General features: G+C 57.4%; 16 protein-coding genes and 1 pseudogene. 11 read left to right on the top strand and 6 right to left on the bottom strand.

What is annotated here, in order from left to right; all coding sequences use genetic code 11:
- The 11 genes from ald (at window position 1) to GURA_RS08225 (ending at window position 9,313) form a co-directional block, all read left to right on the top strand.
- Window positions 1-1,083: an alanine dehydrogenase gene (gene ald, locus GURA_RS08180; protein ID WP_011938513.1), complete on the top strand. Its 1,083-nt coding sequence runs from the start codon at window positions 1-3 to the stop codon at window positions 1,081-1,083.
- A gap of 423 nt (window positions 1,084-1,506) precedes the next feature.
- Window positions 1,507-3,261: an acetate--CoA ligase gene (acsA, locus tag GURA_RS08185; protein WP_011938514.1), complete on the top strand. Its 1,755-nt coding sequence runs from the start codon at window positions 1,507-1,509 to the stop codon at window positions 3,259-3,261.
- Between the two features lie 137 nt (window positions 3,262-3,398).
- Window positions 3,399-4,397, top strand: coding sequence for a pyruvate dehydrogenase (acetyl-transferring) E1 component subunit alpha (pdhA, locus tag GURA_RS08190; protein WP_011938515.1), 999 nt, complete (start codon window positions 3,399-3,401; stop codon window positions 4,395-4,397).
- A complete protein-coding gene (locus GURA_RS08195; RefSeq protein ID WP_011938516.1) occupies window positions 4,394-5,395 on the top strand; it encodes an alpha-ketoacid dehydrogenase subunit beta in 1,002 nt (333 codons plus the stop codon). Before pdhA ends, GURA_RS08195 begins: the two co-directional genes overlap by 4 nt.
- Window positions 5,388-6,599: a dihydrolipoamide acetyltransferase family protein gene (locus tag GURA_RS08200; protein ID WP_011938517.1), complete on the top strand. Its 1,212-nt coding sequence runs from the start codon at window positions 5,388-5,390 to the stop codon at window positions 6,597-6,599. The genes GURA_RS08195 and GURA_RS08200 overlap by 8 nt, the downstream gene beginning before the upstream one ends.
- The gene (locus GURA_RS08205) at window positions 6,596-6,841 is read left to right on the top strand and encodes a phosphopantetheine-binding protein (RefSeq protein WP_011938518.1); all 246 of its coding nucleotides are present in this window, start codon (window positions 6,596-6,598) and stop codon (window positions 6,839-6,841) included. The genes GURA_RS08200 and GURA_RS08205 overlap by 4 nt, the downstream gene beginning before the upstream one ends.
- 39 nt (window positions 6,842-6,880) lie before the next feature.
- The gene (locus GURA_RS08210) at window positions 6,881-7,246 is read left to right on the top strand and encodes a DUF2784 domain-containing protein (protein ID WP_011938519.1); all 366 of its coding nucleotides are present in this window, start codon (window positions 6,881-6,883) and stop codon (window positions 7,244-7,246) included.
- 66 nt (window positions 7,247-7,312) lie between these two features.
- Window positions 7,313-7,465 carry a hypothetical protein gene (locus GURA_RS24630; RefSeq protein WP_198134542.1) on the top strand — a complete coding sequence of 51 codons (153 nt, stop codon included), beginning with the start codon at window positions 7,313-7,315 and terminating at the stop codon, window positions 7,463-7,465.
- A 166-nt stretch (window positions 7,466-7,631) separates the two neighbouring features.
- The gene (locus GURA_RS08215; protein WP_011938520.1) at window positions 7,632-8,006 is read left to right on the top strand and encodes a hypothetical protein; all 375 of its coding nucleotides are present in this window, start codon (window positions 7,632-7,634) and stop codon (window positions 8,004-8,006) included.
- 393 nt (window positions 8,007-8,399) lie between these two features.
- Window positions 8,400-8,657 (top strand): RNA recognition motif domain-containing protein, encoded by a 258-nt coding sequence (locus GURA_RS08220; protein WP_011938521.1) that lies wholly within the window; start codon window positions 8,400-8,402, stop codon window positions 8,655-8,657.
- Window positions 8,654-9,313, top strand: a complete 660-nt coding sequence (locus tag GURA_RS08225) for a protein-L-isoaspartate(D-aspartate) O-methyltransferase (protein ID WP_011938522.1) — start codon at window positions 8,654-8,656, stop codon at window positions 9,311-9,313. Before GURA_RS08220 ends, GURA_RS08225 begins: the two co-directional genes overlap by 4 nt.
- A gap of 59 nt (window positions 9,314-9,372) precedes the next feature.
- Here GURA_RS08225 and GURA_RS08230 read toward each other — a convergent pair whose 3' ends face one another.
- The 6 genes and pseudogenes from GURA_RS08230 to GURA_RS08250 form a co-directional block, all read right to left on the bottom strand.
- Window positions 9,373-9,585 (bottom strand): BrnA antitoxin family protein, encoded by a 213-nt coding sequence (locus GURA_RS08230; protein WP_011938523.1) that lies wholly within the window; start codon window positions 9,583-9,585, stop codon window positions 9,373-9,375.
- A pseudogene (locus tag GURA_RS25320) lies at window positions 9,582-9,740 on the bottom strand (BrnT family toxin); the annotation flags it as partial. The pseudogene GURA_RS25320 and the gene GURA_RS08230, both read right to left, overlap by 4 nt.
- 58 nt (window positions 9,741-9,798) lie before the next feature.
- Entirely contained in the window at window positions 9,799-10,659 is an 861-nt protein-coding gene (locus GURA_RS08235; protein ID WP_011938524.1) for a CPBP family intramembrane glutamic endopeptidase, read from the bottom strand.
- Window positions 10,656-11,597, bottom strand: a complete 942-nt coding sequence (locus GURA_RS08240; protein ID WP_011938525.1) for a transposase — start codon at window positions 11,595-11,597, stop codon at window positions 10,656-10,658. Before GURA_RS08240 ends, GURA_RS08235 begins: the two co-directional genes overlap by 4 nt.
- Before the next feature lie 281 nt (window positions 11,598-11,878).
- Window positions 11,879-12,058: a hypothetical protein gene (locus GURA_RS08245; RefSeq protein ID WP_157046159.1), complete on the bottom strand. Its 180-nt coding sequence runs from the start codon at window positions 12,056-12,058 to the stop codon at window positions 11,879-11,881.
- A gap of 205 nt (window positions 12,059-12,263) precedes the next feature.
- Window positions 12,264-12,515, bottom strand: a complete 252-nt coding sequence (locus GURA_RS08250) for a hypothetical protein (protein WP_011937010.1) — start codon at window positions 12,513-12,515, stop codon at window positions 12,264-12,266.
- Between the last annotated feature and the right edge of the window lies 1 nt (window position 12,516).

Genomic DNA, 12,516 nt, shown 5'->3' on the forward strand with positions numbered 1-12,516 from the left:
ATGATCATCGGTGTCCCTAAAGAGGTGAAGAAGGAGGAGTACCGGGTTGCCCTGACCCCGGCAGGAACCGCCGAGCTTGTCACGTCAGGCAACGAGGTGCTGGTGGAGACAGGTGCGGGTGAAGGCAGCGGTTTCACAGACGATTGCTACCTGAAGAGCGGCGGCAGGGTCGTCGCTCGGGAAGAGCTTTTCCGCCGGGCGGAGCTGATCGTCAAGGTCAAGGAACCCCTTCAGCCCGAATTCGGGCTGTTCCGCGAGGGACAGGCGCTTTTTACCTATCTTCACCTGGCACCGGCCCGGGATTTGACCGAGTTCCTGATGGCGCGAAAGATAACCGCCCTTGCCTACGAAACCCTGGAAAGGGACGGCGCCCTCCCGCTTTTGGCCCCAATGAGCGAGGTTGCGGGCCGGATGGCCCCATTGGTAGCCGCATGGTGCATGCAGCGGATCATGGGCGGGGGAGGTCTGCTCCCGACCGGAGCGGTTGGGGTCCGGCCTGCCAAGGCGGTAATCCTCGGCGCGGGCACCGTCGGCTTCCAGGCCGCCCGGGTTGCGGTGGGGATCGGCATGGAAACCGTTGTCCTCAACCGGGGGGTGGAACGTCTGCAACGGGTCGATGAACTGATGGGGGGGCGGGTGCGGACCGGCATCCTGGCGACGGAAAACATCCGCGAGGAGCTGAGGGCTGCGGATCTGGTCGTCGGGGCGGTGCTGGTTCCCGGGGGAAGGACGCCGGTCCTCATCACCAGGGGGATGCTCGGAGAGATGAAAAAGGGTGCGGTAATCGTCGATGTGGCGGTTGACCAGGGAGGATGTGCCGAGACCACCCGTCCCACCACCCACGACGACCCCGTCTACCTCGTGGACGGCATTGTCCATTACGCGGTCGCCAATATGCCCGGCGCCTATCCCCGTACCTCCACCCTGGCACTGACCAACGCAACGCTGCCGTACGTGAAATTTCTTGCCGGCCGGGGGGTGGACCGGGCCATTGCGGAGGACCCTTCATTGGCAACAGCCGTGAACGTAAAGGACGGCAGAATCGTCCATCCGGCCCTTGCGGCTTCCATGGGAAGCATTTGAATCTTTCCTGGTGAGTTGCCGGGAGAACAGAGCGCACCGACAAAGCCCGCTAAATGCGGGCTTTGTCGTGTTCGCATAACGAATCACAGACGCAGAAACGAACCAGTTTTATTATCAAAGATATTGCTGATGGTCACCAAACTTCCGCACTATTCTTCTCCCCCTCCCTCGATGGGAGGGGGCGGGGGGGAGGGTGAAAAGGAAGTTCTTCAAAAACAGCAATTTGCACCCCCACCCCAGCCCTCCCCCATCAAGGGGGAGGGAGTTTTTGGGGCTTGCGGCAGAATGGTACTAATCGCCAAGATATTCGAACGGCCGACGCGTTCTAATTGATTGTTTTGAAAAGTGTGATAATTTTAATGTAGCTCCTTTTGCGAAACCGTTTGTCCATGACCAATCATGCCCGGAAGGAAAGGACTTCACGTGGATTGGAAACCGATAAGGAAATCGCCGGAATTGCAGGCTGTTCGGCCGCATCTTCTCGATTACGAAAAGACCTGCGCCGGCTTTTCCTGGGAGGCTGTCCGCAGTGAGCTTTCCGGTTTACCGGAAGGGAAGGGGCTCAACATTGCCCACGAGGCCGTCGACCGTCAGGCAGCCGGTCCCCTGCGCGACAGGCTTGCCTTCCGCTGGCTGGGGAAAGATGGGGCGGTGCAGGACTTCACTTTCTGTGATCTTAAGGAGCAGAGCAGCCGCTTTGCCAATGTTCTCAAACGATTGGGAGTGGAGAAGGGGGAGCGGGTCTTCGTCCTTGCCGGCCGCATCCCCCCGCTCTACATCGCCGCCTTGGGCTGCCTGAAAAACATCAGCGTTTTCTGCCCGCTCTTTTCCGCCTTTGGGCCTGACCCGATCCGGCAGCGCCTCTCCAGGGGGGATGCCCGGCTCCTGGTGACCACCGAGCGGCAGTATGCGAAAAAGATCGCCGGCATCAGGGAGAGCCTGCCGCAGCTCCGCCATGTACTCCTGACCGATATCGACGATGATCTGGACGAGACGGTCTTGTCGCTGCCGCGGCTGATGGCGGAGGCCTCCGCCGATTTCACGATCCCGCCTACCGACCCGGAAGATATGGCGGTCCTTCACTTCACGAGCGGCACCACCGGCATGCCGAAGGGGGCGGTGCTCGTACATGACGCTGTCCTCACCCACCTCGTCACCGGCCGCTATGTCATGGACTTCCATTCGGCCGACATCTTCTGGTGCACCGCCGATCCCGGCTGGGTGACCGGCAGTTCCTACGGAATCATCGCTCCTCTCCTCCATGGCATCACCAGCATAATCGACGAGGCGGATTTCGATGCGGAGCGCTGGTACAGGATCCTTGAAGAGCAACGGGTGACGGTCTGGTACACAGCCCCCACCGCCATACGAATGCTGATGCGCGCCGCCATCGAACCACTCAAGCGATTCGATCTCTCACCTTTGCGCCTCATCCATAGTGTCGGCGAGCCTCTCAATCCCGAGGCGGTGGTCTGGGGAGAGCGTGTCCTCGGCCTCCCCATTCACGACAACTGGTGGCAAACCGAAACCGGCGGCATTATGATCGCCAACTACGCCGCAATGGAGATCCGTCCCGGCTCCATGGGGCGTCCCCTGCCGGGGATTGAAGCGGCTATCGTTCGGCGGGTCGACGATAGTGTTGATGTTTTGACGGAGCCGGACGTGGAGGGGGATCTGGCGCTCAGGCCCGGCTGGCCGTCGATGTTCCGTGCCTATCTCCACGATGAAGAGCGTTACAGGAAATGCTTCGTGAGCGGCTGGTACATCACCGGCGACCTGGCGAAGCGCGATGCAGACGGCTATTACTGGTTTGTCGGCCGTGGTGACGACATCATCAAGACCTCCGGGCACATGGTCGGGCCGTTCGAGGTGGAAAGCGCGCTCATGGAGCACCCGGCGGTAGCTGAGGCAGGGGTGATCGGCAAGCCCGAGCCGATTATCGGCGAGATCGTCAAGGCCTTTGTCTGCCTGAAGCCCGGCTTCGAGCCCACCGACAAGCTCCGCCTGGAGCTTATCGGTTTCGGCCGGACCAGGCTCGGCTCGGCGGTGGCGCCCAAGGAGATGGAATTCGTCGATTCCCTGCCAAGGACCAGGAGCGGCAAGATCATGCGCAGGCTTTTAAAGGCGCGGGAACTGGGACTGCCGGAGGGGGACACTTCTACCCTGGAGACGGGGTGAAACCGGTTCGAGGTTCGAGGTTCTAGGTTCGGGGTTCGAGGTTCTAGGTTCGAGGTTCGAGGTTTACGGTTTTGACGTAGAACGTAGAACATAGAACATAGAACGTAGAACTTTAACTAGATGTAAGAGAGCCGACCATGAAGAACAAGACAAAGCAAACTGCGAAGGTCGACCGTGACCACGGACTGCGCCTCCTGCGGAAGATGCTCCTCATCCGCCGCTTCGAGGCGAAGTCGGCGGAGCTCTACAGCGCCATGAAGATTCGCGGCTTTCTCCATCTCTACGACGGAGAAGAGGCGGTGGCGGTGGGCGTCATGGAGGCGCTCACCCCGGAAGACGCCGTGGTGGCCACCTATCGCGAGCATGGCCAAGCCCTGGCGCGAGGTGTGAGTGCCAATGCCATCATGGCCGAGATGTACGGCAAGCAGGAGGGGTGCAGCCGGGGGCGGGGCGGCTCAATGCACCTCTTCGATGCGGCCGCCCGTTTCTACGGCGGCAACGCCATCGTCGGCGGCGGGCTGCCGCTGGCCCTGGGGTTCGCCCTGGCGGATGCGATGCAGGGGAAAAAACGGGTCACCTGCTGTTTCTTCGGCGACGGGGCAACGGCCGAGGGGGTGTTTTACGAATCGCTGAACCTGGCCGCCCTCTGGCGGCTCCCGGTCCTCTTCATCCTGGAAAACAACCTCTACGCCATGGGGACCGCCATCTGTTACGCCCATGCGGTCGCCGACATCGCGCCAAAGGCCGCCAGCCACGGAGTCCAGACCGAGATCGTCGACGGGATGGATGTGCTGGCGGTGGAAAAGGGGGCCAGGCGGGGCGCCGAATTTGTGCGGGAGGGAAACGGCCCTTATTTCATCGAGTGTCGCACCTACCGCTTCCGCGCCCATTCCATGTTCGACGCCGAGCTCTACCGGACCAGGGCAGAGGTGGAGAAGTGGCGGAAACGGGACCCGATTGCGTCCTTTTTCGACCTCTGCAAGGAGCAGGCGGTGCTGAGCGACGCAGACATGGAGGAGCTGGAGCGTGATGTAGCGGCCGAGGTCGATGGGGCGGTGGCCTTCGCCGAGGCGGGAACCTGGGAGCCGGTGGAGGACCTGACCCGCTATGTTTATTCGGAAGGGAGGCCGCGATGAACCCCGGGACGCAGATGGTAAAGCTCACATACCGCGAAGCGGCACGGGAGGGACTCCGCGATGCCCTTGCAAGGGATCCGCGCGTCTTCCTCATGGGGGAAGACGTGGGGCACTATGGCGGCTGCTTCGCGGTGAGCAAGGGGCTTCTGCAGGAGTTCGGCCCGGAGCGGATCCGCGATACTCCCCTGTCGGAGCTGGCCTTCACCGGCATGGGGATCGGCGCGGCCATGGGGGGGATGCGACCCATCGTCGAGATCATGACCGTCAATTTCAGCCTCCTGGCCCTCGACCAGATTCTCAACAATGCCGCGACCCTCCTCCACATGTCGGGGGGGCAGTTTAACGTCCCCCTCGTCATCCGCATGGCGACCGGTGCAGGGAAACAGCTTGCCGCCCAGCACGCCCATTCCCTGGAGGGGTGGTACGCCCACATCCCCGGCATTCGGGTAGTGTCGCCGGCAACTCTGGCGGACGTGCGCGGCATGCTCTGGACCGCCCTTGAGGACCCGGACCCGGTCCTCATCTTCGAGAACAATACCCTCTATACCATGGAAGGGGAACTTGCCGTCGATGCGGGACCGGTGGACATCGATCATGCCCGGGTGCTCCGGGAAGGAAGCGACGTGTCCATCATCACCTACAGCGCCAGCCTCCATAAATCCCTGGCAGCGGCTGAAACCCTTGCCGGCGAAGGGATAAGCGCCGAGGTGATCGACCTGCGCACGCTCCGCCCCCTCGACGACGCCACCATCATGGGGTCGGTTGCCAAGACCCACCGTGCCCTGATCGTCGACGAAGGGTGGCGCAGCGGTAGCATCTCGGCCGAGATAAGCGCCCGGATCGTGGAGCAGGCCTTCTATGAGTTGGATGCCCCGGTGGAGCGGCTGTGCAGCGCCGAGGTCCCCATACCCTACGCTAGGCACATGGAGCAGGCGGCGATTCCCCAGGCGGAAACCATTGTCGCGACGGTGAAGAGGATGGTGCAGAGCCATGGCTGAATTCCGCATGCCCAGCTTGGGCGCAGACATGGAAGCGGGGACCCTGGTCGAATGGAACGTGCAGAGCGGAGACCGGGTGAAGCGGGGAGACATCATCGCCCTCGTGGAGACCGACAAGGGGCTCATCGAGGTGGAGGTCTTCGAGGACGGCGTGGTCGATAAGATTCACGTCCAGCCCGGCGCCAAGGTCCCAGTCGGAACGGCGCTGGCCTTCATCCGCGCGGAAGGCGCCGCGCCTCTACCCGCGGCGGCCGTGACCGAGCCAACACCGGCAGTTGTCGAGCCCAAGCGGGCTCCGGCGGCAGTTCCGTCTCCTCCTCTCCCGGTCACCCCACCGGGAGAACGGGTCATCGCTTCTCCCTCGGCCCGCAAGCTGGCCGCAGAGCTCGGCGTCGATTTGACCGCGATCCATGGGAGCGGCCCCCGTGGCGCCATTCAGCGCGCCGACATAGAGCTGGCTAGCCGGGCTGCAAAGCCCGCTCCCCCCGCTGAAAAACCGGCTCCTCCTCCGCTTCCGGAGCGCCCCGCCCCCCCGGATTACCAGGCCGGCATGCGCCGGGCCATTGCCGCGGCCATGAGCCGCTCCAACCGGGAAATCCCCCACTACTACCTGGAGATGGAGATCGATATGGAGTGCGCTCTCGCCTGGCTCGAGGGTGAGAACCTCAAACGCTCCATCAAGGACCGGCTTCTCCCTGCGGTGCTTCTCCTGAAAGCCGTGGCCAGGGCCCTTGCCGACGTGCCGGAGCTTAACGGCTACTGGCTCGACGACCGCCACCAGGTGAGTGAGGCGATCCACATCGGCTTTGCCATCTCCATGCGCCAGGGAGGGCTCATCACCCCGGCCATCCACAACGTCGATATGCTCTCCCACGACGAGCTGATGGGAGCCATGCGCGACCTCATCACCCGCACCCGGGCAGGGAGGCTGCGCAGCTCGGAGATGACCGATGCCACCATCACGGTGACCAACCTTGGCGACCTGGGGGTAAAGACGGTCTTCGGCGTCATCTACCCACCCCAAGTAGCGCTCGTCGGCTTCGGCAGGATCATGGAACGTCCCTGGGCGGAGAACGGCATGCTCGGCGTTCGCCGGGTCATGAGCGCTTCCCTGGCCGGCGACCACCGCGCCACCGACGGACATCGCGGCTCCCAGTTTCTGGAGGCGCTGAACAAACATCTGCAGGGGCCTGAAACATTATGAGAGAAGCGGAACTGAAGGAAATCATATTCCGGGAGTTGCACAATGTCGCCCCCGAGGCCGACCCGGCTTCCCTAAGCCCGGAGGAGAATATCCGCGAGGCCCTCGACATCGACTCCTACGATTTCCTCCAGTTCCTCATCGCCATCGATGAGGCGATCGGGGTGGAGATACCCGAGGCCGACTACGAGGATGTTTTTACGATGGGGGGGCTGCTGAACTACCTTTCCGTCCGGGTCCGCTGACGGAAGTTGAGGAAAGGCGGTCTGTTTGCGGAGAAATCTATGCGCTATGCTGCCCTGGCCGATATGGTGGTGGTCGTCCATGCTCTGTTCGTCCTCTTCGTCGTTTTCGGCGGGGTGATTGTGCTGCGCTGTCAGCGGTTGGCGTGGCTTCATCTGCCGGCAGCCATCTGGGGGGTCGTGATAGAGCTGGGCGGATGGGTCTGTCCCCTCACTTACCTGGAAAACCATTTCCGTCGCTTGGGAGGAGAATCCGGCTACAGCGGCGCCTTCATCTCGCAGTACCTTGAACCGATTCTTTATCCGCTTGGCCTCACCCATCAGGCCCAGTGGCTGCTCGGCCTGTCGGCCTTTTTCGTCAATCTCGCGATCTATGTCCACCTCTGGCGGAGCCGCCGCAGTGAGTAAAAACAGCAAAAGACATAAATAGAAGATGGGCGAACTCGCACTCCGTCAGGACCAGGAGGTTTCATTATGGGAGTTTTAAAGCGTTTCGGAGAAATGTACCGGAAGTGGAGAACAGGAGAAATCCCCCCGGGGATTTGCGATGTGTGCGGCGAAGATATGGAAGTCGACCCGGAGAGCGGTGAGCGCCATTGTCCGGTCTGTGAAAACCCGGAGCGGTAGGAAGGGTGCAAACTTTCTGTTTTTTCGTGAAGTTCCATGAACCATGGATTTGACAGTATATGTTGAGTTTTCCACTCTTCTGTTTGACTTTTAACGCCCCTTCCATTACATTTCCCATGCTTGGCTCTGCCAGGCACGAATTGTTTTTTTCAAAGGAGCGAGCCGGATGGCCATCAACAAGTCTAAAATCGTGCTGTGGATTGTGGGATTACTGCTGTTGTCGGTTCTGGGCTTTGCCGTCTACACCTGGCTGAGCCTCACCTGGAGCTATTCCAGGGGGGATCGTGCCGGCTATGTCCAGAAATTTTCCCACAAGGGGTGGCTGTGTAAAACGTGGGAAGGCGAATTGGCGATGGTTCCCGTTCCCGGCGCCATACCTGAGAAGTTCTTTTTCAGTGTGCGGGACGATGCGCTTGCCGAGAAGATCAATCGCTCCTTGGGCAAGAGGATAGCCCTTCAATACGAACAGCACAAGGGTGTGCCCACCAACTGTTTCGGTGAGACGGAATATTACGTGACGGATATCAAGGTTGTGGAGTAATTCCAATTCCAAATCAAGGCGCTATCTTCGTTGGCTCGTCTTCGGCTCCTCAACGTACTATCTGTACGCCTTCGTCGCCTCACTCCTCGCCGCCTTGATATCATCCTTGATTTAAAATTGGAGTAACATCGCGAAGTTAAGTAAATCAGTTTTTAAGAATAATGTTGATTGTAACGGCTGCTTCCTTTATTGGGGGCAGCTGTTTTCATTTTGTAAGAAATATAGATTGAACCGGATTTCAAGGGACTGTGGCTCGTTGCTAATGTCAGCCATTTTGGTAAAATATTTTTAATGCACTGCTCGTCGGCCGAAATCATCGGAAAGGAAAAGACGCCTTCCGACAGGGAAGTTACGGGATGGGCGGGCAATTGAGGTGAAAAAAGGAGTGATCATATGGGTAGAAAACTTTTTGTGGGAAATGTGCCTTTTACGGCCACGGAAGACCACCTAAAGGAGTTCTTCTCAAATATCGGAGAAGTTGAGACGGTCCGGGTGGTAGTTGTTCCCCACACTGGTCAGCCAAAAGGGTTTGCCTTCGTTGAGATGGTCGAGGAAGAAGATGCGAAGAAAGCTATAGTCGAGTTGAACGGCAAACCGTTTATGGGGAGGGACCTCGTCGTCAGTGATGCCCGTCCCCCGAAACCGAGATGAAACTGCATTTCGTGAAAAATCTTGCCGACCGGCGCGAGATAATGATGAACTACCATCTTCTGGCCAGGGGGATCCGGGATCCGGCTGTCCTTAAGGCGATGCTGGAGGTTCCGCGAGAGGCGTTCGTGGCCGAAGGGATGGAAGAGCTCGCCTACGACGATTACGCACTCCCTATCGACGAAGGACAGACCATCTCTCAGCCCTATATCGTGGCTTACATGGCCGAGTCCCTTGAACTCTCAGCTGCAGATCGCGTCCTGGAAATCGGCACCGGTTCCGGTTACGCTGCTGCGGTACTCAGCAGGATTGTCTCCACCGTCTACACCGTCGAGCGTTTAGCAGGTCTGGCCAGGAGCGCGCACCAGCGACTGGAGATGCTCAGTTATGGCAATATTCATGTCCTCGAAGGGGACGGCACCCTCGGTTGGCCGGAGTATGCACCGTACGACGCCATCGTCGTCACGGCCGGCGCACCTGATCTGCCAAAGCCCCTCCTGTCACAGCTTTCGGTCGGCGGGCGGCTCGTCATTCCGGTCGGCGCCACACCCTATTTGCAGATGCTGGTTCGGGTGCGCCGGGTCAGCGAAGAGGAGTATCGCAGCGAGGAGCTCTGCCCGGTCAGATTCGTTCCCCTCATCGGCGCTGCCGGCTGGTGAGCTACCCTCAGAAGCTGGCCGATTCCACTCCATGTTGATGTCCAACCCCTGTTTCTTCTTTACGCAGCCCAGCGCACAGAAGGCTTACGCTTGTGTGTCATGCAATCGCGTAGATAACTGTTGATAAGGTTTTGATAAGGAATACCAAGCTCAGCGGCAACCTCCTTGAAATATGCGAGGGCGTCCTCATCAATTCGTATTGTGATCTGCTTTTTCAGTTTCCGGGCATAAGGGTTTGGTTTTGAATCGCTGAAATCGTACTCATTTCTCATTTACTTGACCTCCGGTATATTACGGCTTCTTTACGTGTAGCCTTACGTGCAGAAAATATCCTGATTACGGTATCATTTTCGCGATAACAGTGGCAGACCACAAGAAGCCTTGGCTTCAGGCTGATTCCGAGGATGATGAAACGGTCTTCATCTTCTGAATGGTCAGGGTCGGCAAAAGGGCATGACTACCGTTTGATTGTCTGGGTTCTCATTTCAGCCATGGCCTTTGCGTTTGCGTGAGGCATACCTATACCGAGCTAATGTCTTTGAGCCCCATAAGAACGTTACGATAACAGCCGTGATTGCAATGATCGAATAGCCAACAGCCGCGTCGGCCAGCTCGAAATGTGAACGACCACCAGGGAACACACTCCTACCGGTATTGCCCATGGCGTGAAAGAAGATGACTGCGAATATGCTCTTTCCCGTGTTGTTATAGAGCCAAACATACAGGATCCGAAAAGCAACTGTAGCGAGAAACCCCCACGCCATCAAGGTTGGGGTCTGGCCTATTTGAATCATCGACGGGAAATGCCATATCGCCCACAACGACCCCACAATGAGGCTGGTCGTTAGTGCGCTCCACCGATCTTGCATGGGATCAATGACATATCCCATATAACCCAGCTCTTCACCCGCAGCGGCGATAAAGAAACCAACAAAAAGTAGCGGTGTCAGAAGGGGAATGTGCCATTCGGCGGGGAGTGGTAATCCGATCAGGCGCATTACCTCGTAAGTCAGCAAGTATAGAATAGGCATCAAGAAAATGATGGGCACATACCAGATCTTTCGCTTGATTCTCTTATAATCGAAGGCTCTCTTCAGTAGCCTCTTTACGCCACCAAATTTCTCTTCTCGATAGACAAGGATCGAAGCCGCTATGAGCGGGACAAAAGTGGCCCCAATGTCAGTCACGGGAAGATTATCCGGAAGTCCTTCGACTTTGACCATAGTGCTAAGCACCCAAAATAGAATGGTAAGAGCGAAAACCAACAAGAAGAAGATCAAAGGAGACTTGCTTGTTGATGGGTAGGAATTCGGGTAGGAATTCGGGCCAGGCTTCCAAGTTGTCAAGTCGCCTCCTCAAATGCAGCTTTCAGCAAGCGTACTCGATCGGCCAACTCTTTTACTTCCTGCATGCGGTACGACAAGCGGCTTACTGATGAACTGATACTCCCTGCATCCCGGTTTACGAGCTTGCCGACATCGGAAAGCGTAGCGCAACCTAACTCACGGGCCAGCCAGCCTATGACAGCGCGCGCCTCGGAGGCGACTCTTTGCTGTGACTGCATCTTTAACGTAGCCTCATCGATATTATACACATGGCACACCTTGTCAACAATTTCTTGTGTCGTCAATCGGAGAGGTATGCCTCCAAGACTGGCAAGGCATTTGTCCATAAAGCTGTCATTGCCGAGGAGTCGCGAATCTTCTCGCCCACCGTGAAACTCAGGCCGGTATTCTTCACCCAACCCGTCCAGCACGAATGTCCTGTAGCCGGCACGTGCTTTTGCGGCCGATTTCCCGAACTGCCCGAGCATCCAGTCTGTGGTCAGCCAGGGAAGGAATTCCTTGCCGAGGTAGGACCGATGGCTACTCCAGGGATATTCCTCATGGTCATTGACCATGCCGGCCCGCACCGGATTGAGATGGATGTAGCGGATCAGTTCCAGCAGATAGCTGTCGCCATCAATCAGGACAGCCTTGTATCGCCCCTGGAAAAGATGGCCGGTTCTTTTTTCCCGCCAGTTGATCCAGCGGGTATAGCGGAATGAGAGATTGTGCATGCCGCGTGATAGGGGAATATCGCCGGCCTGCAAGGCAATATGGATATGATTGGTCATGAGACAGAAAGCGTGAACGCGGTAGCCAAACCGACAAGTCCCTTCCTGGAGAAGGAGGTAGAAACGGTAACGGTCATCTTCAGTGAGGAAAACGGATTGACCGCCGTTACCCCGGAAAATGACGTGGTAAAGTCCACCGGGGAGATGGATGCGTGGTTTACGTGCCATGCTGGAATGATAGCTCCTTCCTCCAACTTGTCAACTTGGAAGCCTGACCCCATTTTCCCCCCAATATGGTTCTTATGTTTATATTCGCTTTTTGTTTTATTTCGCCTTTATGCCTGTGAATTTATTTAGGTTTTAAGTTTCCGCGAAGCGGTTTAGTTCAACGCCATAAGGCTGACCGGCCGTTTTTGGAGCCGGTCCTGCCGCTGGTTGAAACTTCGTATTTTGCAGTGGAGGAATTATCTTATGTCGGGGTATAAACCCCTTTGGTTTGTTGTTGTAAGTCAAAAAGATGAATTACCTCGAATCTGACGCTTTTTCTCTTCTGGCATCTGTCTTCTCAGTTCCTCTGCTGCTTCAAGCTTTTTCTTAATGAGTATAAGTTCTTCATCGGCCACTTTCTTTAAATATTCGTATCTTTCCTTGTCCGGATTCTCAGCGATTTTTGCTGCTAAGGCTTTCAATTCGCTGTCGCTACTCTTAACCGCTGAAAGTATCTCGGCATTACTTATGCCTAGCATTGTTACCGGATTTGGACCGACCTTCTCTTGATGATCAACGTCAACTATTTTTCCCGGTCAACGACAATTATAATTCCCGTTTTAAGTGCGGTAGCAGAAACGGAGGGAGCCCGTAGGGCGACCTGCGTTTCCGCTACCAAGCGAACCGCTACTCGTGCTGCTGCATAAGCTCTTTTGCCTTTTTCTGGCTATAGTCAATATCCGCCCTCGATATGTCATACAGCCAGATTGGATACGTATTATCGAGGGCTTTGATGAGAAGCCCGCCGTCGAAATCCGTGATAGTGGCGACAACACGGGTATTCTCACTGTTTTCGAACCAGGTCGTATTCTCTGCCGTGAGATCCACATCGAGCGTTTCCAGTCGGCCTTTTTGAGGATTATATACCGTGAATTCCATA

The sequence above is a fragment of the Geotalea uraniireducens Rf4 genome, from assembly GCF_000016745.1.
GTDB classification, from domain to species: Bacteria; Desulfobacterota; Desulfuromonadia; order Geobacterales; family Geobacteraceae; genus Geotalea; species Geotalea uraniireducens.